Origin of the sequence: Kitasatospora sp. NPDC092286, assembly GCF_044755565.1 — a bacterium.
Taxonomy (GTDB): Bacteria; Actinomycetota; Actinomycetes; order Streptomycetales; family Streptomycetaceae; genus Kitasatospora.
This window is the reverse complement of the sequence record NZ_JBIVRD010000074.1, coordinates 1-22062: the sequence shown is the minus strand read 5'-3', so window position 1 is coordinate 22062 and position 22062 is coordinate 1. Positions and strand designations below refer to the sequence as shown.

General features: G+C 72.3%; 15 protein-coding genes. 7 read left to right on the top strand and 8 right to left on the bottom strand.

From position 1 onward, the window contains the following. From ACIQIB_RS38225 to ACIQIB_RS38190, 8 genes are all read right to left on the bottom strand, one after another. Positions 1 to 1937 (bottom strand): condensation domain-containing protein (locus ACIQIB_RS38225; protein WP_400763917.1); only part of this gene is annotated, 1937 nt, incomplete at its 3' end. Between the two features lie 116 nt (positions 1938 to 2053). Further along, a complete protein-coding gene (dpgD, locus tag ACIQIB_RS38220) occupies positions 2054 to 2860 on the bottom strand; it encodes an enoyl-CoA-hydratase DpgD (RefSeq protein WP_199839659.1) in 807 nt (268 codons plus the stop codon). After that, entirely contained in the window at positions 2857 to 4209 is a 1353-nt protein-coding gene (gene dpgC / locus ACIQIB_RS38215; protein WP_400763914.1) for a (3,5-dihydroxyphenyl)acetyl-CoA 1,2-dioxygenase DpgC, read from the bottom strand. The genes dpgD and dpgC overlap by 4 nt, the downstream gene beginning before the upstream one ends. After that, positions 4206 to 4913 (bottom strand): enoyl-CoA-hydratase DpgB, encoded by a 708-nt coding sequence (dpgB, locus tag ACIQIB_RS38210; RefSeq protein WP_400763911.1) that lies wholly within the window; start codon positions 4911 to 4913, stop codon positions 4206 to 4208. Before dpgB ends, dpgC begins: the two co-directional genes overlap by 4 nt. A gap of 32 nt (positions 4914 to 4945) precedes the next feature. Beyond that, positions 4946 to 6016, bottom strand: coding sequence for a 3,5-dihydroxyphenylacetyl-CoA synthase DpgA (gene dpgA / locus ACIQIB_RS38205; RefSeq protein ID WP_400763909.1), 1071 nt, complete (start codon positions 6014 to 6016; stop codon positions 4946 to 4948). 58 nt (positions 6017 to 6074) lie between these two features. Then, positions 6075 to 7382, bottom strand: a complete 1308-nt coding sequence (locus ACIQIB_RS38200) for a PLP-dependent aminotransferase family protein (RefSeq protein WP_400763906.1) — start codon at positions 7380 to 7382, stop codon at positions 6075 to 6077. Then, positions 7379 to 7588: an MbtH family protein gene (locus ACIQIB_RS38195; RefSeq protein WP_400763903.1), complete on the bottom strand. Its 210-nt coding sequence runs from the start codon at positions 7586 to 7588 to the stop codon at positions 7379 to 7381. Before ACIQIB_RS38195 ends, ACIQIB_RS38200 begins: the two co-directional genes overlap by 4 nt. A gap of 120 nt (positions 7589 to 7708) precedes the next feature. Further along, a complete protein-coding gene (locus ACIQIB_RS38190; RefSeq protein ID WP_400763900.1) occupies positions 7709 to 8545 on the bottom strand; it encodes a helix-turn-helix domain-containing protein in 837 nt (278 codons plus the stop codon). Positions 8546 to 8936: 391 nt separating this feature from the next. On the opposite strand from ACIQIB_RS38190, the gene ACIQIB_RS38185 reads away from it, so the two are divergent. The 7 genes from ACIQIB_RS38185 to ACIQIB_RS38155 form a co-directional block, all read left to right on the top strand. Beyond that, positions 8937 to 10424 (top strand): amino acid adenylation domain-containing protein, encoded by a 1488-nt coding sequence (locus tag ACIQIB_RS38185; RefSeq protein WP_400763898.1) that lies wholly within the window; start codon positions 8937 to 8939, stop codon positions 10422 to 10424. A 39-nt stretch (positions 10425 to 10463) separates the two neighbouring features. After that, positions 10464 to 10736: an acyl carrier protein gene (locus ACIQIB_RS38180; RefSeq protein WP_400763896.1), complete on the top strand. Its 273-nt coding sequence runs from the start codon at positions 10464 to 10466 to the stop codon at positions 10734 to 10736. Positions 10737 to 10759: 23 nt separating this feature from the next. After that, entirely contained in the window at positions 10760 to 12118 is a 1359-nt protein-coding gene (locus ACIQIB_RS38175) for an NAD(P)/FAD-dependent oxidoreductase (RefSeq protein WP_400763894.1), read from the top strand. Between the two features lie 2 nt (positions 12119 to 12120). Further along, entirely contained in the window at positions 12121 to 13422 is a 1302-nt protein-coding gene (locus ACIQIB_RS38170) for a cation:proton antiporter (protein ID WP_400763892.1), read from the top strand. Positions 13423 to 13490: 68 nt separating this feature from the next. Further along, the gene (locus ACIQIB_RS38165) at positions 13491 to 14627 is read left to right on the top strand and encodes an acyl-CoA dehydrogenase family protein (protein ID WP_400763889.1); all 1137 of its coding nucleotides are present in this window, start codon (positions 13491 to 13493) and stop codon (positions 14625 to 14627) included. 21 nt (positions 14628 to 14648) lie between these two features. Next, positions 14649 to 20555 carry an amino acid adenylation domain-containing protein gene (locus ACIQIB_RS38160; RefSeq protein ID WP_400763886.1) on the top strand — a complete coding sequence of 1969 codons (5907 nt, stop codon included), beginning with the start codon at positions 14649 to 14651 and terminating at the stop codon, positions 20553 to 20555. Then, positions 20552 to 22062: condensation domain-containing protein (locus ACIQIB_RS38155; RefSeq protein WP_400763884.1), on the top strand; the 1511-nt coding region annotated here is incomplete at its 3' end. The genes ACIQIB_RS38160 and ACIQIB_RS38155, both read left to right, overlap by 4 nt.

Sequence of the window (22062 nt, the reverse complement as noted above, 5' to 3'; positions counted from 1 at the left end):
TCCACCTGAGCCGCCGACAGACTCGCAAAACCACCATGCGTCACCACCACACCCTTCGGCCGACCCGTCGACCCCGACGTGTAGATGACATAGGCCGGGTGGGACGGTCGCAGCGGGGCGAGCCGCTCCGCGTCGGACAGGTCGGACGGGTTCGAACCCGCCCCCTCCGAGGCATCGGACGAAACGGAGGACGCAACCTCGAACGCGACGCAGGGCACGCCGAGGTCCGAGGCGTCCACGCCGGTGCCCACCAGCACGCACATCGGCGCCGCGTCGCCCACCATGTAGGCGATGCGGTCCGCCGGGTAGGCCGGGTCCAGGGGCAGGTAGGCGCCGCCGGACTTCAGCACACCGAGCACGGCGGTCACGAAGTCGGCCGAGCGGTGCATCATCACCCCGACGACGCGCTCCGGCCCGACGCCCAGCTCCACCAGGTGCCGGGCGACCCGGTTCGCCTGCTCGTTCAACTCCCGGTAGCTCAGCGTGATGTCACCGAACACCACGGCGGGTGCGAGCGGTGCCGTCGCCACCCGCTCTTCGAACAACTCGACGAACGTCCGGGTGCCGACCGGCAGGCCGGTGGCGTTCCACTCCTCCACCACGAGCTGCCGCTCGTCCGCGGAGAGCAGGTCGGCGAGGCCGACGGGGGCGTCGGCGGGTGCGGTGGCCATCCAGTCGAGGACCCGCCCGAAGCGCCGTGCCTCGGCCTGCTGACTGTCCTCGTCGTGGAGTTCCGGGTCGACGTCGAAGGCGAGCCGGAGGCTGCCGTCGGAGGCCCGGTCGTAGACGCCGATCGACATGTCGTCGAACGGGCCGTTGGAGAGGTTGTGCGCGGTCACGGGCAGGCCTGCGAAGGTGATCTCGTAGTCGAAGGCCATGATGTTGATCGACAGGGAGTACAGTGCTTCGCCGTTGGCGAGCCGGAGGTCGCGGCGGATGTCCTCGGCGCGGTAGCGCTGGTGGCGCAGCGCCTCCCAGACGCGCACGGAGCTGTGGTCCACCAGTTCCTGCAGGGACATGCCCGGGCGAACGGTGAGGCGCAGCGGCAGGACGTTGGACATCATGCCGGGGACGGAGTGCGCCGGGCCGGCCGCGCGGCCGAGGGCGGGCAGGCCGAGGGTGACGTCCTCCTCGCCGGTCAGCCGGCTGACGTGGAGGGCGGTGGCGGCGACCAGCAGTCCGGCGAGGTTGGTGGTGAGCCTGGCGGCGGCGGTGCGCAGCCGGGCGGCTTCGGCGGGCGCGACGCTCTGCCCGTGGCGGCGGAAGCTGCGGGCCACGCCGGGCGAGGGCCGTCCGCTGAGGCTGGTCGGCTCGGGCCGGCCGGTGAGGGTGTCGGTCCAGTAGCGGCGGTCGGCTTCGAAGGCGTCGGAGGCGCGGTAGTCGGCGTCGGCGTCGAGGAGGACGGTGAGCGGGGCCAGCGGGGTTCCGGTGTCGTCCTGGCCGGCGGCGAGCGCCGTGTAGATCTCGGCCACCCGCGCGGCGACGGTCCGGGCGCTGAAGCCGTCGATCGCGATGTGATGGTAGCCCTGGTACCAGTAGAACCGGTCGTGGGCGAGCTTGAGGAGTGCGTAGGTGAAGGGGGGCGCCGTGCGCAGGTCGCGGAGTCGGCCCAGGTCGTCCCGCATCCAGTCGTGTGCGGCCCGCTGCGGGTCGTCCGCGGTGGTGAGGTCGACGGTCGGGATCGCGGTGTCGGCGGTGGCGGGGTCGAGGCTCTGCCACGGGCCGCGGTCGTCCTGGTGGAACCTGAGCTGGAGGGTCTGTGCCTCGCGGATGCCGCGGCGTACGGCCTGCTCGAACAGGGCGGTGTCGACGGGGCCGTGGATCTCGAGGTACTCGGCGGCGTTGAAGTTGACGCTGTCCGGGGCGAGTTGCTGGGCGTACCAGATCCCCCGCTGGCCGGCCGTGAGCTCCATGCGTCCGAGACGGTGGTCCAACATCTTCGCACTCCGTATCAGCTGAGGCACCGTTGACGACGGCGTTTGGTTCGGCGGGGGGGGGTGTTGCGCGGGAGGGGGTGGCTGAGTACCGGGACAGACTCAGCCGCGGGCGGGGCTCACTGCCCGCGCCAGTTCGGCTCGCGGCGTTCCGCGAAGGCCTGCGGGCCCTCGATCGCGTCGTGGCTGTTCAGCCGTCGCTCCTCCCACACGTAGCGGGTCGCGAAGGCCTGTTCCAGCGGCATGTCGAGGGACTTGCGGACGCACTCCTTGATCGCCCGTACGGACAGCGGGGCGCTGCGCACCAGGTCGGCGGTCCAGCCTGCGACGCAGCGGTCGAGTTCGCCGGCCGGGACGACCTCGTTCACCAGGCCGTGGTGGAGCGCCTGCTGCGCGGTCATCCGGCGCCCGGTGAGCAGGTAGCCCATCGCCTGTTTGAGCGGGAGCTGTCGGGCGAGCCGGAAGGCGCCGCCGGCGCCCGGTACGAGTCCGAGCTGTGCTTCGGGGAGCCCGAAGACCGCGTGGTCGGCGGCGATGACGAGATCGCAGGCGAGGGCGAGTTCGAAGCCGCCGCCCAGGGCGTAGCCGTTCACGCGTGCCACCACGGGCTTGGACAGGTCGAAGCGTTCGGTGAGCCGTGGCCAGCCGGGTTGGCCGCGGCTGCCGAAGGTGGTGGGCGGCGTGCCCTGCCGGTTGAGCAGGGCACGCTCCTTGAGGTCCTGTCCGACGGAGAAGGACCGCTCGCCGGCTCCGGTCAGGACGGCGACGCGCACGTCGTCGTCGGCCTCCACGTCGTCCCAGACCGCGGCGAGTTCCTCGTGCATGCGCTGGTCCATGGCGTTGAGCACGTCGGGCCGGTCGAGGACGACGTGGGCGACGTGGTCCTTCTTCTCGTACCGCACGCGGAGGGCGTCGGCTGCGCTCACGACGGGTGTTCCCCCTCGGTCTGCTTCCCCTCGGTGAAGCGGCCGACCTTGCCGATCACGTCGTCGCTGTAGAGGCGCAGCGCCTGCTGGAGGGCGAACTCCGCCAAGTAGCGGCGGAACTCCTCCGGCGGTTCCTCGGCGACGTTCAGCATGTGGCGGTTGGGGACCACGGCGGGGCCGCGCAGTTCGGCGACAGCCCGTTCGACGGCGGCGTCCATCCCGGACGGTTCGACGACCTCGTCGACCAGCAGCCGGGCGTCCGGTTCGGTGGCCCGGATCCGGCGGCCTCGCAGGATGACCTGGCGGGACAGCCGGGGGCCGGCGGCGCGGCCGAGCCGGAAGTTGGAGGCGCCGGGGACGATGCCCTCCTGGGCGGCGGGCAGGCTGAGGTAGGAGTCGGCTGCGGCGATCACCTGGTCAAACACGAGCAGCAGTTGTGCTCCGCCGCCGATGGCGAAGGAGTCCACGGCGGCGATCCAGGGCTTCTCGACGGTGGCGGAGCGCCAGTGGGCGGGCTGCTCGGCGCGCACGCCGCGGACGAGCTTGTGGATGTAGCCCATTTCGCGGCGCAGCAGGAAGTCGACCAGCGAGATGTCGCCGGCGTGCAGGCTCTTGAGGTTGATGCCGGCGCTGAACACCCGCTTCCCGCGGTAGCGCGGGTGGGTCATCTCGCCGCCGCGCAGGACGCCGACGCGTACGGCCGGGTCGAGCAGGGCGAGGTCGACGGCGGTCTCCAGGTCCTCGACCTGGCGATCGTCCTCGGCGTTCAGGGAGTCGGTGCGACACATCGTCAGATGTGCCGCGTCGTCGCGGCGTTCGATCCGGACGGACCCGAGGTCGGCGGTGCCGGTGCGTTCGAAGTCCGGCAGCAGGCGCAGTGCGCGGGGGGTGGGCAGCAGCATGGTGTCGAGCAGGTGCCGGCCCGCGGTCGGCGAGGCCAGCACCCTGCTGAGGAAGATGCCCTGGTCGATCTCGTGGCCTTCCTTGGCGGCCTGCGGCCGGCTCCGTTCGGCGGCGAGCTGCTCGGTGGTGGGGACCAGACCGGGGTAGGCGGTGGCGGCGGCGGTGACGAGTTCGGCGAGCCGCAGGTCGACGGTGCGCCGGGCGGTGAGGTGGTCGTAGACGGCGTCGGCGTGCGCGTCGAGGAAGCGGGCGCGGATCGCGCGTGCCGCGTCCCTCGCCGCGGCGGCGGCGGCGCGCTGCCCGGCGGAGCGCCGGTCGGGCTCGGGCAGCCCGGCGATCGGTCGCTCGGCCTCGGCGATCGCCTCGGCGGCGGTCTGCCAGGCCCGCCGGGCCTCCCCCTGGTCGGGGAGGCCCGGCGTGTCCGACCGGAGGGCGGACGTGGTCACGACGCGGCTCCGGCGGTGGCCTTGCGCAGCACCCGGTCGCAGGCGGCGAGGTGGGAGCCGAGCGCTTCCTCGAAGCTGGTGGTGGTCGCGTCGAGCATCAGCTGGCGGCGGATGGCCAGTTCGGGGCTGGACAGGACGCCGGCCAGTTCGGGGCTGGCGGCGAGGGCGCCCGCCGGGTCGTCGGCGAGTTCGTCCACCAGGTGGAGGTCGAGCGCCTCGGCCGCCTCGATCGGGCGCCCGAACAGCACCGCCCGGCGGATCCGGGCCACGCCGGTCTGCTGGGAGAGGCGGTAGAGGGCCATGCCGGGCCAGGTGGCGCCGTCCTCGACCGGGACGACCAGGCGCACGTCGGGCCGGGCGATGCGGTAGTCGGTGGCCAGCAGCGCGTCCAGGGCCGTGCCGCCGCAGTCCCCGGTGGCGATCGCGACGGTGGTCATGCCGGAGCGCTCCAGGCGGCGCAGGGTCCGTTCCCACTTGTTGACCAGGCCCACCTTGAGGTCGTGCGGCCGGGGGCCCTCGGGGGATCCGGACACCTCGACGCGCACCACACCGGGGCCGCCCCGGTCTTCGGCCTGACCGCAGACGACGGCGACGGCCGCGACCGTCTCCGCGGACAGCGGCTGCCGGCCGTCGATGCGGATCACGAGGTCGTGGTCGGCGTCCGCCACGGTGTCGGTCGCTGCCACGGTGCCGTTGTCGGTCACGTTCTCTGCCGCTCCTTCGGATCGCTGTCGCGTTACCACTGGACGAGTGCCGTTTCGATGGTCGAGCCGGGTCCCATGGTCATCAGCACGCCGTGGTCACCGGGGGCGGCGATGCCCTCGGCGACCAGCCGGTCGTAGGAGAACAGGAACGAGCCGCTCGACAGGTTGCCGTAGTCCCGCAGGACGTCGGTGGTGTGCCGCACGTCGTGGCGGGTCAGGCCGAGGTTGACCATCACCGCGTCGATGACCTTCTTGCCGCCGGAGTGGATCAGCCAGTGGTCGATGTCGCGGCGGCGCAGGCCGGTGCCGTTCAGCAGGCGGTCGACGACGAGTTCGGCGTGGGCGCCGACCACGTAGGGGATCTCCGGGTCGAGGTAGAAGCTGAAGCGGTCCTGTTCGCGGTCCCAGTCGTAGCGCATCGCGTCGAGTGCCTCGGTGATGATGCAGCTGGCGAACTTGCGGATGCGCGGGCCGGCGGTGGCCGTGGGGTCCGGCTCCTCGCCGCCGACCAGGGCGATCGCGGCGGCGCCGTCGCCGAAGAGGCTGTTGACGACGGCGGTACGCATCGTGCTGTCGTAGGCGTAGGCGGCGGAGCAGGCTTCGGCGCAGACGATCACGGCGAGTTCGCCGGGGTGTGCGGCGGCCCAGCCGGAGACCGCGTTGAGGGCGTTCAGGCCGGCGTTGCAGCCCATGCCGACGATGTCGGCGCGGTGGCAGTGCCGGTCGATGCCGAGGCGGCGCATGATCAGGGCGCTCAGGCCGGGGGTGAGGAAGCCGGTCGAGGTCACGCAGCACAGGTAGCGCAGGTCGGACAGGTCGGCGCCGATGTCCTTGAGGCAGGCCTCCAGGGCCCGGGCCCCCATGTCGACCGCGAGTTCCTTGTGCTTGTCTAGCAGATCGCCCTGCGGCTCCAGGGTCCGGGTGCCGTCGGGTCCCAGGGGCGGGAGGGTCAGGTAGCGCCGGTCGATGGCGCTGTTGAGGAAGAGGGAGCGGATCCGGGGGTCCGTGATCTCGAACGCGTCGAGCACGTCCTGCTGCGAGTAGGAGGTCGCGGACACGGCCGTCCCGACGCCCTGGATGGTGGGGCCGAGGAACGTGGTCATCGGAAGGTCCACCCCCAGCTGCGGGGCTTGCTCCGCGGTCGGCCGGTGTGGGGCCTGGTCATCGTCGATCACCTTCGCTTGTCTGCTCGTGGACGAGGGCGGCGAGTCGGTCGAGGCCGGTGTCGATCTCGTCGGGCCGAAGATGGCTGAAAGAAAGTCTGATCCCGTTGCGCGGACGGGAGTCGGCGTAGAAGTGATGCACCGGCGTCCACAGCACCTTGTGCCGGCGGGCGCTGTGTTCCAGCAGCCGGTCGTCGGCGGTGAACGGGACGGTGAGCAGCAGGAAGAATCCGCCAGCCGGCACGTTCCAGGAGACCTCTGGCCGGCTGCCGGGCGGGAAGCGCTTGGCGAGCCCGTCCAGCAGGTGGGCCAGGTTCTCCTGGTAGATGCGCCGCTCGCGCCGGTTCGCCGCGTGCAGGCTGAGGCCGTTCTCCAGCAGCTTGCCGCCGATGACCGCCTGCGCGATCGGCGAGGTGTTCACCGTCAGCATGCTCTTGACCTTGGCGAGTTCGTCGGCGAGCAGGGTGCTGCTTCCGTCGGCCGCGAGGACGGTCTGGTCGGCGACGGCGTAGCCGACCCGCGCGCCCGGGAGGCCGGTCTTGGCGAAGGACCCCAGGTAGACGACCCGGCCGTGCCGGTCCAGGGCCTTCAGGGTCGGGGTCCGGTCGTCGGACTCCGGGCCGAACATCCCGTACGGGTTGTCCTCCAGGACCAGGAAGTCGTGTTCCCGGGCCGCTTCCAGGACGGCTTGCCGGGTCCGCCGGCTGAGGCTGGTGCCGCTGGGGTTGGCGAAGTCCGGGATGAGGTAGAGGGCGCGGGGGCGGATGCCGGCCGCCTTGGCGTCCCGGACCACGGCGGCCAGGTCGTCGAGGTCGATCCCTTCCGGAGCATCCTGGACGGGCAGGAGCCGCAGGTCGGCGAGGCTCGCGGCGCCGTGGACGCCGACGTAGCTGGGCACGACGGCCATGACCGCGTCGCGCTCCCCCTGCCGCAGGGCGCGCAGGGTCAGGTAGAGCGCTTCCTGGCAGCCGACCGTGACCACAATGGACTCGGGGTCGACGGTGACGGCCTCGTCCACCCGCAGGTGCCCGGCGATCAGGTCGTGGATGATGCCCTTGGTCCGGCCGTACTGCAGCAGTGTCCGGTTGGCCTGCGCCAGGTCACCGTCGTGGACGGCGAGCAGGTGGTCGTGGAAGGTGTCCAGGTAGCGATGCACGGCCGCGAGGTCGAAGAACCCCTCGTAGGGGCGCCCGGCTGCGAGGGAGACCGCCTCGGGGTAGCGCTGGGCGACTTCGTTGAGGAAGTTCATCGACTCGCTGACCGGCGAGTGGAGCGAGCCGTGCAGATCCGCCGCGTGCAGGCTCATGCCCCCATCGCCGCGATCAGGCTGGCCGGGCGCATGTCCGTCCAATTCGCCTCGACATAGTCGAGGCAGGCCTGCCGGCCGTCCTCACCGTGTACGACCTCCCAGCCCGCCGGCACCTCGGCAAAGGCGGGCCAGAGCGAATGCTGCCCTTCGTCATTGCGCAGCACCAGAAAACGGCCGTCGGCGTCGTCGAATGGGTTCGCCACAATTCCCCCTCAATTGGATGTGAATAGCGGACGTATAATGAAGGATTCGGGCAGATTGCCCGGGGGTGCCAATGACAGCATCGGCGTCGTTCGCTCGACGGTCTTGTACGAAAGCGACAGTCAGCCGGCTTGCGCGTGCCAGCGCCCGGTGGTGCGAACGGGGGTGGCGGCGAGCGGACCGTCGGGGGCGCTCTCGCCCCAGGCGGCCGAAAACTGTCCGGGGGTGTAGCCCGTCATGGCCTTGAAGGTGCGGGCGAAGTGCGACTGGTCGTGGTAGCCGGCGGAGGCGGCGGCCTCCGCCCAGGAGAGGCCCGCGTGCTTGTGCCGCAGGGCCTCGCGCAACCGCAGGACCTGCGCCAGCGACTTCGGCGGCAGCCCCACCTGGTCGCGGAACCTGCGCTCCAGCTGGCGGCTGCTCCAGCCGGTCTCCATGGCGAGCTGGCGCACGGGGGTGCCCGCGGTCTGCTCCAGGCGCTTCCATGCGAACTCGACCGCGGGCGCGTACATCGGGCCGCTCAGGAACTGGGCGAGGAGGATCCGGTCCAGCGCGCCGGTGACCGACTCCCGGCCTGAGCGGTCCGCCAGGGCGCCCACCAGGCGCCGGGCCCGCGAACCGAGCACGTCGACCAGGTCCAGGCTCCGGCCCGCCAGTTCGCTCATCGGCAGGTCGAGCAACCGGTAGGCCGCGAGCGGGGTGAGGAACACCGTGACCCCGCGCACCGGTCCGCTCTGCTCGACCCGGACGGCGGCCGTCTGCAGGCCGCTGACAATCGAGGTCGCGGCCAGTGAGCGGGTCGGGTCGGTCGTGTCGACCAGGCGTAAGGAGCCGCTGAACCCGAGGAAGATCCGCACGATGCCGTCCGGGGTGACTGGCCGGTAGTCGCCCATCGGCGGCCCGTCGTGGAAGGTCCGGTAGCCGAGGACATGGCCGCGCAGAGCACCCAGCCCGGGTCTCACGAGGAGCTCCGGCGGGCGTGCGGGCATGACTGACAAGGCCTTGCTCATGTATTCCCCCGTAGTTGATGACGATCACGCACGGACCGGGCCGCAGGCATGGCTACGCCATCGCCCCGAGGGGCGATGCGGGCTGCCGCTGTCCGACCGATTCATGGAGCGCGAACGTCGACACCAGTCGATTCCGGGCCGATATCGATCCCGTTCGAACTGGAAGCATAAGCGGCATCGACGGCGCCCCGTCATGGGGAGCGACATCCGGCCAGAGAACGGCCGACTCGCACAGGTGTCGCATTTATACAATCCCCGTCCGGCCGACCCGGGAATGCTGTGCCAGGCAGTGGAAAAGCCGCTGCCATCCCATCCGCCCGGTTGGTCCGCAGGAGGGTCTCAGATGGACTTGCACCAACTGGTCGGCGATTCGGCACGGCGCGACGGGGACGCGCTCGCGGTGAGCGGCCCCACCGGCGAGCTCCGCTACCGGGAGCTCGACCTGCTGTCCGGCCGACTGGCCCACCGGCTGGCCGAACTGGGCGTCGGAGCTGGCGACCGGGTGGTCATCTGGGCGGACAAGTCCGCCGAGACGGTCGCCGCGATGCAGGCCGTCCTGCGGCTCGGCGCGGCGTACGTGCCGGTGAACGCCGCCACACCGGTCGAGCGCGTCCGGCTGATCCTCACCGACTGCGCCGCCCGGGCGCTCTGCGTGGACACCCCGAGGGCCCAGGAAGTCCCCCTCCTGGGAACGGAGTTGGGCTGGCTCGACCTCGCGCGGCCGCAGACCGGCACACCCAGCCGCCCGGCCGTCCCGGTCCACGCCGACGACCTCGCCTTCATCCTCTACACCTCCGGCTCCACCGGCACCCCCAAGGGCGTGTGCATCAGCCACGCCAACGCCCGGGCGTTCGTGGACTGGGCCGTGGACGAGCTGAAGGCGACCGCCGCCGACCGCTTCGCCAACCACGCCCCCTTCGCGTTCGACCTCTCGGTCCTGGACCTGTACGCCGCCTTCGCGGTCGGCGCCTCGGTGCACCTCGTCCCCCCGGATCTCGCCTACGCCCCCGCCCGGCTGACGGACTTCCTCCACGAACGGCGCATCAGCGTCTGGTATTCCGTCCCCACCGCCCTGATCCTCATGCTGCGGGACGGCGGACTGCTGGACCGGCCCGCACCGACGGACCTGCGCGCGGTGCTCTTCGCCGGCGAGCCGTTCCCGATCGACCACCTCCGCGCGCTCGCGGGGTGGACGCCGGCCCGGCTGCTGAACCTCTACGGGCCGACCGAGACCAACGTCTGCACCTTCCACGAGGTCCGCCCGTCCGACCTGGAGCGCGACCGCCCGGTCCCGATCGGACGGGCCGCCTCGGGCGACACCGTCCGGGTGGAGACCGCGGACGGCGCTCCCGCCGCTCCCGGGCAGGAGGGCGAACTCGTCGTCGAGGGCCCCACGGTGATGCTCGGATACTGGGGCCGGCCCCGCCCGGCCGGCCCGTACCGCACCGGCGACATCGTGCGCCAACTCGCGGACGGGACCATCGAGTTCCTGGGCCGACGGGACCACACCGTGAAGGTCCGCGGCAACCGGGTCGACCTCGGCGAGGTCGAGACCGTGCTCTGCGCCCACCCCGGGGTGGAGCAGGCCGCGGTCGTGGTGGCGGGAAGCGGCCCGGAGTCCCGGCTGGTGGCGTTCGCCGTCCCGGTGCCGGACGACGTGCCGACCGTGCTGTCGGTGAAGCGGCACTGTGCCCGACGGCTCCCCCCATACATGATCATCGATGAACTCCGGCTGGTGGCGCACCTGCCCCGCACGGACAACGGAAAGATCGACCGGCTCGCGCTCACCCGCGCGACATCGGCGGCGGACGACGCCGCGCCGACCGACTGAACCCCGGCCCCGACCGAACGGCGGCCGCTAGGAGACGAAATGCACGACGAACAGCTCGAAGGCCGGCTCCTCGGCTTCCTGCGCGAGCGATTCCTGGACGGCGACCCCCGCAACGAGCTGACCGCCGAGTCGCCGCTGCTCGAATGGGGCGTCCTCACCTCGATGAACACGGTGATCTTCCTGATGTTCATCCGGAACGAGATCGGCGTCCAGGTGCCCCCGGAGGCCATCAACGGCACCAACCTGCACAGCGTCCGGACCATCGCCGCGATGGTCACCGAGTTGTCGGCCGCCGCCGGCACCAGCCGTTGACACAGCGAGAGAGCGGGACAGGGATGGACATGGATTTCGACGTCGTCATCGTCGGCGGCGGCCCCGCGGGCTCGACCGCCGCCTCCTACCTGGCGCGGGAGGGACTCTCGGTCGGCCTCTTCGAGAGCGAGCTCTTCCCCCGGCCGCACGTGGGCGAGTCGCTCGTCCCGGCCACGACACCGGTCCTCAACGAGATCGGTGCCATGGAGAAGATCGAGAAGGCGGGCTTCCCCCGCAAGTTCGGGGCCGCCTGGACCTCGGCCGAGTCCCGCAACGTCCCGCACAACGGCTTCCGCGACCTCAACGGCGCCAACTGCGACTTCCGCATCGCCGAGGTCACCTTCAGCGAGCGCGACCAGGAGGGCGTCGACCGCGACCACACCTTCCACGTCGACCGCGCCAAGTTCGACCTCATCCTGCTCAAGCACGCCGAGGAGCTGGGGGCCAAGGTCTTCTCCGGCGTGCGCGTGCTCAAGCTCGACTTCAGCGACCCCGACGGCGTGCGCGTGGTCACCCGCATGGGCGGGAAGGAAGTCGACTTCCGGACCCGCCTGGTAGTCGACGCCTCGGGCCGGCAGACCCTGCTGGGCCGTCAGCTCAAGCTCAAGGACGCGGACCCGGTCTTCAACCAGTACGCGGTCCACACCTGGTTCGAGGGCCTCGACCGCCAGGCGATCGCCGGCCGTTCCGAGCAGGCGGACTTCATCTTCATCCACTTCCTGCCGCTCGAGGACACCTGGGTCTGGCAGATCCCGATCACGGACACCGTCACGAGCATCGGCGTCGTCACCCAGAAGAGCCGGTTCGCCGAGGCGAGCGCCGATCGCGAGAAGTTCTTCTGGGACACCATCGCGACCCGCCCGGACCTGCTGGAGGCGCTCAAGCACAGCGAGCGCGTCGAGCAGTTCAAGGCCGAGGGCGACTACAGCTACTCGATGCGCCAGATCTGCGGCGACCGCTTCGTGATGATCGGCGACGCCGCGCGCTTCGTCGACCCGATCTTCTCCAGCGGCGTCAGCATCGCCATGAACGGCGCCCGGATCGCCTGCCAGGACATCCTGGAGGCCCACCACGCGGGCGGCGCCTACCGCAAGGAGGAGTTCGCAACCTACGAGCGGCTCATGCGCGGAGGGGTCCGCCGCTGGTACGAGTTCATCTCGATCTACTACCGGCTCAACATCCTCTTCACCGCCTTCGTCCAGGACCCGCGCTACCGCCTCGACGTGCTCAAGATGCTCCAGGGCTCGTTCTACGAGGACGAGGAGCCCAAGGCGCTCACCGCGATGCGCGAGATCGTGACCGTGGTGGAGAACGACCCGACCCACCTGTGGCACCCGTACCTCGGAACCCTCCGGGCGCCGAGCGCCGCACCGGCGTTCTGACCGTGTCCGCCGCCGACACGACCACCGCCGTCATCCTGCTCGACTTCGCCGTGGTGGTCACCGCCGCCGGCCTGGCCACCGCGCTCGCGCGCCGGTTCGGCCAGCCGGCGGTGATCGGCGAGATCGTCGCGGGCATCGCGCTCGGCCCGTCCCTGCTCGGGCTGCTCCCCGGCGATCCGAGCCACTGGCTCTTCCCGACCGCCGAACGGCCGATCCTCGGCGTCCTCGGCAACGTCGGCCTCGTGCTCTTCATGTTCGTGGTGGGGTACGAGGTCGACCTGGGACAGCTCCGCAGGGCCCGGTCGGCCGTCGCCACGGTGGCGCTGGGCTCGATCGCACTGCCCATGGCCATGGGCACCGGCCTCGCGCTCTGGCTCTACCCGCAGTACCGGGACAGCCTCCCGGAGCACATCGGCCGGATCCCGTTCGTCCTGTTCCTGGGCGTCGCCCTGTCCATCACGGCCTTCCCGGTGCTCGCCCGGATCCTCACCGACCTGAAGCTCCAACGGAGCCCGATCGGCGGCTTCGCCATGTCCGTCGCCGCGGTGACGGACGTGCTCGCCTGGGCCCTGCTCGCCGTCGTGGTCCTGCTCGCCGTCGGCGGCAGCTGGACGGCGGTGGGGCTCCGGGCGGCCGGCCTGGTGCTGTTCGTGGTCGCCCTCGCTCTGGTCGTCCGCCCACTGCTGCGACGCCTGCTCCTCCTCTTGGAGGGCAGGCGCGCCGGCCCCCGGACCGTGCTGCTGATCATCGTCGTCGGACTGCTGCTGTCCTCGTGGGCCACCACCGAGCTCGGCTTCCACCCGATCTTCGGCGCGTTCGCCTTCGGCGCGGCCGTGCCCAAGGCCGCCCTCGCCGCGGTCGCGCCCGAGACGCCGCTGCTGATCGAGCAGACCGGTTGGCTGTTCATGCCGGTCTTCTTCATCACGACCGGCCTGGGCGTGGACATCGCGGGCATCGGCTGGGTCGGGCTCGGGCAGCTCGCCCTGGTGATGCTGGTCGCGTGCGCCGGCAAGTTCCTCGGTTCGGCGGGCGCGGCCCGGCTGACCGGGATGCCGGCTCGTCAGGCCAGTGCGGTGGGCGTGCTGATGAACTGCCGCGGCCTCACCGAGTTGGTCGTCATCCAGGCCGGCGTCTCCGTCGGCGTCCTCACCCCGCGGCTCGCCACGATCATGATCGTCATGGCCGTCCTCACCACCGCCATGACAGCGCCGCTGTTCGGCCGCATCCACGGCAAGGCACCCCTCCCGCACGAGGCCCCGGACGCCACGGCCGCGCAGGTCTCTGCTCCCACCCGTGCCCGGTGACCGGCCGTCGGTGACCGCGCCCCGGTGCCCCCTCCCCACCCAGACCCGACGAGGAGTCAGTTCACCCGATGGATTTCGATCTCACGGCTGAGCAGCAGAAGCGCTTCGACGACCTGCGCGACGCGCTCATCTCCGCCTCCCCGGAGCCGGACGGCAGCGGTGCACCGTACGACCGGGATCGCTGGCAGAAGGTCGCCCGGCTCGGCCTCACCGGCCTCTGCCTGCCCACCGAGTACGGCGGCGGCGGCCTGGACGCGCTGGACACCGCCCTCGGGCTGGAGGCCTTCGGCGAGGGGTACGCCGACACCGGCCTCGTCTTCGCCGTCTCGGCGCACCTGCTGGCCTGCGCGGTCCCGATCCGCGACTTCGCCGGGGACGACGTCCGGGCGGAGCTCCTGCCCGGGCTGGCTTCCGGCGCGCTGATCGCCGCCAACGCGATGACCGAGGACGAGGCGGGCTCCGACCTGCGCACCCCGAGCGTGACCGCGCGGCGGGACGGCGACCACTACGTCCTGCACGGTGAGAAGTCCTTCGCCAGCAACGCCCCCGCCGCCGACGTCATCGTCACCTATGCGGTGACCGATCCGGGGGCCGGCTTCCTGGGGCTCTCCGGCTTCGCCGTCCCCAGGAACCTGCCCGGCATCCACGTCAGCGAGCCCTTCACCAAGATGGGCCTGTCCAGCTGCCCGGCCGGCCGGGTCCGGTTCGACGGCTGTGCCGTTCCCGCGCGGTACCTGCTGGGCAGGGAAGGCCAGGGCACCGCCGTCTTCACCCACTCCATGCAGTGGGAGCGGACCTGCCTGTTCGCCGGCTACCTCGGCATGATGAACCGCCAGCTCGCCCGGTGCGCCGAACAAGCCCGCGAGCGGCGCCAGTTCAGCAAGGCGATCGGCTCCTTCCAGGCAGTGTCCCACCGGATCGCCAGCATGAAGCAGCGGCTCGAAGCGGCACGCCTGCTGCTGTACCGCGCCGCCTGGCTGCTGGCCCGGGACCGTCCCGACACCACCGCGATCGCGCTCGCCAAGCTGGCGGTGTCGGAAGCCGCGGTGGCCAACAGCCTCGACGCGATCCAGGTCTTCGGCGGCTCCGGCTACCTGGCCGGGACCGGGGTGGAGCGCAACCTGCGGGACGCTGTCCCGAGCACCCTGTTCTCCGGCACCTCCGAGATCCAGCGCAACCTCGTCGCCCAGAGCCTGGGCCTGTAACGACCTGACCGGAGAACGAGCATGGCGATCCGCCGCAGCACGTGCCTGCCCCTGTCGGCCGCCCAGCATGACATCTGGGTCGCCCACCAGCTGGATCCGACCGGATCCAAGTACTCCATCGCCGAGTACCTGGACGTGGCCGGTCCGGTCGACCCGGAGCTCTTCCGAGCCGCCGCCCTGGCGATGTACCGGGACTTCGAGGCCCTGCGGGTCGCCGTGGTCGAACACGACCACGGCGTCTGCCAGATCCCCGACGACTCCGAGGACCCGGAGGTCCCGTTCGTCGACCTCACGGACGAGTCCGAACCGGAGGCCGCCGCGCACGCCTGGATCCAGGCCTTCGCGACCGCCCCGGTGGACCTCGGGCGCGCGCCCCTGCTGCGGGTGGCACTGCTGAAGCTCACTCCGGACCGGTACTTCTGGTACATCGGCGGCCACCACATCGTCGTGGACGGCTACAGCGGCTGGATGGTCGGACGGCACATCGCCGAAGCCTACGCGGCGCTCCAGGCCGGCGCACTGCTCGAACCCGACCTCCGCGCGGTGCGCCGGCTCGTCCAGGAGGACCAGGACTACCGGTCCTCGGAGGACTTCGCACGCGACCGGGCGTACTGGGCCGACAAGACGGCCGGCCTCCCCGAGCCGGCCGCCCTCCTCACCGGTCGGGACAGCGGCGAGCCCGGCGTGCTGCGCCGCTCCCGCGAACTCCCCGGCATCGACCGGCACGTCCTGCGCAAGGCCACCGGCCGCTCCCTGCCGTCGGTGGCCATGGCGGCGGCCGCCGCCTACTGGCACCGGCTGACCGGGAGCCGGGACCTCGTGTTCGGACTGCCCGTGACCGCCCGTACGAACGCCGAGCTGCGCGACGTTCCGGGCATGGTCTCGAACATGATCCCCATCCGCCTCCTGGTGACGCCCGAGCGAAGCCTGCGCGAGCTCGCCGGGCAGGTGTCCGAGCAGATCCGCGAGGGGCTGCGTCACCAGCGCTACCGGTTCGAGGACGTCCAGCGGGACCTCGGCGCCGGGGGCGGCCGGCGCCGACTGGTCGGACCGCGGATCAACGTCATGCAGTTCGACTACGACCTGCGGCTCGGCGGACACCCGACCACCACCCACAACGTCGCCGTCGACCACGTCGAGGACCTGGACCTGGTGGTCTACGACACGGGCACCGGCCAGCCCCTGCGGATCGACTTCGACGCCAATCCCGGCCGCTACACCGCCGAGGACGTGGCCGCCCACCAGGACCACTTCCTGCGGCTGCTGACAGCCATGGTGGAGGAGCCGGACGTACCGCTGGGCCGGCTGCGGACCGACGCCCCCGGCGGCCTCCCCGCCGGCCCGGACGCCGGTACGGCGGTGCCCGGGGCGACCCTTCCCGAGCTGTTCGAGGCGCAGGTCGCGCGCACCCCCGACGCCACCGCCCTCGTCTGCGACGACACCGTCCTCAGCTACGCCGAACTCAACACCCGCGCCAACCGCCTCGCCCACCTGCTCATCGAACACGGCGCCGGACCGGAACAGCTCATCGCCCTCGCCCTGCCGCGCTCCGCCGACCTCGTCGCAGCCGTCATCGCCGTCCTCAAGACCGGCGCCGGCTACCTCCCCATCGACCCCACCTACCCCGCCGAACGCATCCGGCACATGCTCCACGACGCCGCACCCACCTGCGTCCTCACCACCGAGAACACCGCCACCACCCTCCCCCAGGGCACCGCACCCATCCTCCTCGACCACACCGACACCACAAACCACCCCGACACCAACCCCACCGACACCGACCGCACCCACCCCCTCCAACCCACCCACCCCGCCTACGTCATCTACACCTCCGGCTCCACCGGCACCCCCAAGGGCGTCACGATCCCCCATCAAAACGTGGTGCGCCTCTTCGGCGCGGCGGAGGAGTTCGGCGCCGACGACGTGTGGACCCTCTTCCACTCGTACGCCTTCGACTTCTCGGTCTGGGAGCTCTGGGGCGCGCTGCTGCACGGCGGGCGGCTCGTCGTCGTCCCGGCCGACGTCACCCGCTCTCCGGTGGACTTCCTGAAGCTGTTGGTCGCCGAACGGGTGACGGTGCTCAACCAGACCCCGTCGGCCTTCTACCAACTCCTCCAGGCGGACCGCGCCCACCCGGAGCTCGGTGCGCAACTGGCCCTGCGCCGGGTCGTCTTCGGCGGCGAGGCCCTCGATCCTGGGCGGCTGGCCGACTGGTACCAGCGCCACGCCGACGACGCGCCGGTGCTTGTGAACATGTACGGCATCACCGAGACGACCGTGCACGTCACCCACGGGGCACTCGACCGCGAAGCCGCGGCCGCCGCGACCGGCAGCAGCCCGATCGGCCGGGAACTCGCCGACCTCCGGTCTCACGTCCTCGACGGTCTCCTCCAGCCGCTGCCGGCTGGCGCGGTCGGCGAACTCTACGTCTCCGGCGCGGGCCTCGCCCGAGGCTACCTGGGACGGCCGGGACTGACCGGCCAGCGGTTCGTGGCCTGCCCGTTCGGCCCCGCGGGCACGCGGATGTACCGCACCGGCGACCTCGCGCGCCGACGTGAGGACGGGAGCCTCGAGTTCCTCGGACGCGCCGACGCCCAGGTGAAGGTGCGCGGTTTCCGGATCGAGCTCGGGGAGATCGAGTCCGTCCTCGCCCGGCACGAGGGCGTCGCCCAGGCCGCCGTGGTCGTGCGGGAGGACCGACCGGGCGACAAGCGACTGGTGGCCTACCTCGTCGCGGCCGACCGGACCGCCCCGGCCGAACAGGCCGCCCCTGACCCGGCGGAACCGGCGGAACAGGAGCAGGTCGACGACTGGCGCGGCGTCTACGACCTGCTCTACACGGACTCCGCCGAGCCCTTCGGCGAGGACTTCTCGGGCTGGGACAGCACCTACGACGGCCGGCCGATCCCCCTGGAGCAGATGCGCGAGTGGCGGGACGCGACCGTCGCCCGGATCGCGGAACTGCGACCGCGCCGGATCCTGGAGATCGGCGTCGGCAGCGGCCTGCTCCTCTCCCGGCTGGCGCCGCAGTGCGAGGCCTACTGGGGCGTCGACGTCTCGGCCCCGGTGATCGACCGGCTGCGCCGGCAGGTGGCCGACGCCGGGCTGGCCGACCGCGTCGAACTGCGCTGCCAGGCCGCCGACGCGGTCGACGGACTGCCCGTCGGACACTTCGACACCATCGTCGTCAACTCGGTCACCCAGTACTTCCCGAACGGCCACTACCTGGAGCGGGTCCTGCGGCAGGCCCTGGACCTGCTGGCCCCCGGAGGACGTGTCTTCCTGGGGGACGTCCGGGACCTGCGGCTGCTGCGCGGACTGCACACCGGCGTCGTCCTCGGCCGCGGCTCCGCCGGGAGCCGGGACGCCGCCGCGGTGCGCGCGGCGGTCGAGCGGGCCGTCTCCCTGGAGAAGGAACTGCTCGTCGCCCCGGAGTTCTTCACCGCGTTCGCCGCCTCCGCCGAACAGGTCGCCGCGGTCGACGTACGACTGAAGCGCGCCCGCCACCACAACGAGCTGAGCCGCTACCGGTACGACGCCGTGCTGCACAAGGCCCCGGGCCGGACCACGGACCTCGCCTCCGTCCCACAGGTGCGGTGGGGCCAGGACCTCGCGGGGCCGGAGGCCCTCGCCGCCCTGCTCGCCGAGCAACGGCCGCCCCGGCTCCGGGTGGTGGGCGTGCCGAACGCCCGCGTGGCCGGCGAGTTCGCCGCGGCGCGCGTCCTGGCGGGCGGCGGCACGGTCGCGACCGCGCTGGAGCGGCTCGCCGACACCGGCATCGACCCCGAGGACCTCCACGCCGTGGGCCGGAACGCCGGCTACCGGACGGCGGCGAGCTGGACCGGCGGGGACCCCGACGGCGGCTTCGACCTGGTACTGGTCGACCCCCGGGCCGAGGACCACGACGACACCGCGGCGTACGACGGGGTGTTCACCGCCGAGCCCGGGGCGGGCGAGGCGCCCGGCGCCTTCGTCAACGACCCAGCGGCGTCCCGGGCATCCGGCCCCACGGCCGGAGCACTGCGCCGCTACGCCGCCGAACGCCTGCCGGACTTCATGGTCCCGCTGGTCGTCCTGGTGGACGAGCTGCCGCTGACCCCCAACGGCAAGCTGGACCGCGCCGCGCTGCCCCGGCCCGACCTCGCGGGCGACGGCTCCGCCCGGGCCCCGCGGACGCCCCGGGAGGAACTCCTCTGCGGCCTGTTCGCCGAGGCGCTCAACCTCCCGGCGGTGGGCGCCGACGACTCCTTCTTCGACCTCGGCGGCGACAGCATCATCGCCTTCCAGCTGGTCTCTCGGGCCCGTCAGGCAGGCCTGGCCATCACCCCGCGCGACCTGTTCGCCCACCCCACGGCCGCGGAACTCGCCGCCGTCCCGGGGCCGGACCCGGACGCCGTCGAGGCAGAGGAGGCCGGCTCGGGGGTGGGACCGGTGCCGATCACCCCGATCGTCGGCTGGCTGCGGGAGCGCGGCGGATCGATCGACTCGTTCAACCAGTCGGTCGTGGTCCGGGTCCCGGCCGGGCTGGGGCTCGAACGGCTGACGGCCGCGCTCCAGGTCGTGCTCGACCGGCACGACATGCTCCGGTCCCGGCTCACCGCCACGGACGGCACCTGGCAGTGGGAGGTGGCTCCCCCCGGTGCGGTCCCGGCCGGGCCGTGCGTCGAGCGGGTCAACGTCACGGGATCCGACGAGCCGGCGCTGCGCTCGGTCGTCACCGAGCGGGCGGCGGCCGCCGCGGACCGACTGTCGCCGGAGTCCAGGGCGATGGTCCGGGCGGTCTGGTTCGACCACGGCCCCGGGCACCCCGGCGAGCTGCTGCTGGTCCTGCACCACTTGGTCGTGGACGGCGTGTCCTGGCGGATCCTGCTGCCGGACCTCGCCGCCGCCTGGACCACGGACGGGCAGCCGGTCGCTCCGACGCCCACCGGCACCTCCTTCCGGCGCTGGGCCCACCGGCTGGTGGCAGCCGCCGCCGATCCCGCCAGGGACGGCGAACTGCCGCTCTGGACCGGGATCCTGGAGACCCCCGACCCGCTCCTCGGCGACCGCCCGCTGGACCCGCGCCGGGACACCACGGCCGGACTGCGGCACCTGACGCTCACCCTCCCGCCCGACTGCGCCGAACCGCTGCTGACCGCCGTGCCGGCCGCCTTCCACGGCCGGGTCAACGACGTGCTGCTCACCGGGCTCGCCCTCGCCGTCGCGCACTGGCGCGACGACCGCGACGCCCGCAGCGCGGGTGGTGCCGTCCTGGTCGACCTGGAGGGGCACGGCCGGGAGGAGGAACTCGCCCCCGGCGTGGACCTCTCCCGCACCGTGGGGTGGTTCACCGCCCTCTTCCCCGTCGCCCTGGACGCCGGACCGGCCGAGTGGCAGGAGGTGTGCGCTGGCGGACCGGCCGCGGGCCGGGCCGTCAAGCGGGTCAAGGAACAGCTGCGCTCGATCCCCGGCAACGGCCTCGGCTACGGGATGCTGCGCTACCTGAACCCGCGCACCGCCGAGGCGCTGGCGGCACTGCCCACCCCGCAGATCGCGTTCAACTACCTCGGCCGGTTCGCCGCCGACGAGGACCGGGACTGGACGATCCGGCACGACAGCGCCGTCGCGGGCGGCGGCCCGGCCGCCGGCCGGGGCCCCGGGATGCCGGCGGCGCACGGTCTGGAGGTCAACGCGGTCGCCTGGGACCTGCCGGATGGCCCGCACCTGAGCGCCACCTGGTCCTGGCCCGACGGCTGGCTGACCGAGACGGCCATACGGGAGCTGGCCGAAGGGTGGTTCCTGGCGCTCAAGGGTCTCGTGGCGCACGCGGAACAGCCCGACGCCGGTGGTCGCACCCCCTCCGACCTGCCGCTCGTCTCGTTGAGCCAGAGCGAACTCGACCTGCTGGAAGCCAGCCTGGACCTCGAATGGGGTGCATCGGAATGACCAAGTCCCGCGTGGAGGACGTGCTCCCGCTGACACCGCTCCAAGAGGGCCTGCTGTTCCACGCCCTCTTCGACGGACAGGCGCCCGACGTCTACACCGTCCAGCTCGGCGTCGACCTCGATGGCACGGTGGACCCGGCGGCGATGCGCGCCGCCGCCCGCGCGCTCATCCGCCGCAACCCCGCGCTGCGGGCCGCGTTCCGGCACGAAGGGGTCCGCCGACCGGTCCAGGTCATCGCCCGGGAGGTGGAGGCACCGTTCCGCGAGGTCGACCTCCGCGCCTTCGAGGAGGAGGAACGCGAGGCACGGCTGACCCGGCTGCTGACCGACGAGCGCTCGCGCCGGTTCGACCTGACCCGGCCGCCGCTGTTCCGCCTGCTGCTCGTCCATCTCGGCGAGCGGAGCAGCCGACTCGTCCTGACGAACCATCACATACTGCTGGACGGCTGGTCCATGCCGCTGGTGCTGGCCGAGCTGTTCGCCCTCTACGAGCGGTCCGGCGACGATTCCGGGCTGCCGGCGGCCGTCCCGCACCGGGCACACCTGCAGTGGCTGGCCGACCGGGACCAGGCCGCGGCACGCCGGGCCTGGTCCGAGGCCCTGGCGGGGTTCGAGGAGCCGACGCTGCTCGCGCCGGACACGAGCGGGGGCACGAGCGGGGGCACGACCGGCGGTGCGGCCGGCGGCGCGAGCGCCCTGCCCGAGCAGCTCCGGGCCGAGCTCCGGCCCGGGCTCACCGACGCGCTGTCCGCCCTCGCCCGTCGCCTGGGCGTCACGGTGAACACCGTGGTCCAGGGCGCCTGGGGCCTGCTGCTGAGCCGGCTGACCGGGCGCCGCGACGCGGTGTTCGGCGCCACCGCCTCCGGGCGGTCACCCGAGCTTCCGGGTGCCGACCGGATGATCGGGCTGTTCATCAACACCCTCCCGGTGCGGGTACGTTGGTGTCCGGAGGAGTCGGTCGCCGAGGTGCTGAACCGCCTCCAGGAGGAACAGTCCCGGCTGCTGCCCCATCAGCATATCGGGCTGACCGAGCTCCAACTCCCCACCGCCTCGGGGAACCTGTTCGACACCATCGTGGTCTTCGAGAACTACCCGCTGGACCGTTCGGTGCTGAACGCCGTCCACGGGGACGTGCGCCTCACCGGGGCCGAGATCACCGATGCCACCCACTACCCGCTCGCCCTCTTCGTCATCCCCGGGTCCCGGTTCCTGCTGCGGCTCGACCACCAGCCGGCCCTCATCGACCCGGCGACCGCCGACCGCCTGCTGAAGCGGTTGGTGGGCCTGCTCGAAGCCATCGTCGAGAACCCCGAGCAGCCGGTGGGACGCCTCGACGTCCTCACCCCCGAGGAACGCCACGACCTCCTGGTCGGCTGGAACGACACCTCGCTGCCGGTGGCGGAAGCCCTCGTACCCGAGCTGTTCGAGGCGCAGGTCGCGCGCACCCCCGACGCCACCGCCCTCGTCTGCGACGACACCGTCCTCAGCTACGCCGAACTCAACACCCG

Coding starts and splice junctions, on each gene's coding strand:
- dpgA (WP_400763909.1), bottom strand. CDS start 6,016: ATGACCACGTTCCTCGGCCCCACCATCCAGGGCGTCGGGACGGCCGTG.
- ACIQIB_RS38200 (WP_400763906.1), bottom strand. CDS start 7,382: ATGAGCCTGCACGCGGCGGATCTGCACGGCTCGCTCCACTCGCCGGTC.
- ACIQIB_RS38185 (WP_400763898.1), top strand. CDS start 8,937: ATGGACTTGCACCAACTGGTCGGCGATTCGGCACGGCGCGACGGGGAC.
- ACIQIB_RS38180 (WP_400763896.1), top strand. CDS start 10,464: ATGCACGACGAACAGCTCGAAGGCCGGCTCCTCGGCTTCCTGCGCGAG.
- ACIQIB_RS38175 (WP_400763894.1), top strand. CDS start 10,760: ATGGACATGGATTTCGACGTCGTCATCGTCGGCGGCGGCCCCGCGGGC.
- ACIQIB_RS38165 (WP_400763889.1), top strand. CDS start 13,491: ATGGATTTCGATCTCACGGCTGAGCAGCAGAAGCGCTTCGACGACCTG.
- ACIQIB_RS38160 (WP_400763886.1), top strand. CDS start 14,649: ATGGCGATCCGCCGCAGCACGTGCCTGCCCCTGTCGGCCGCCCAGCAT.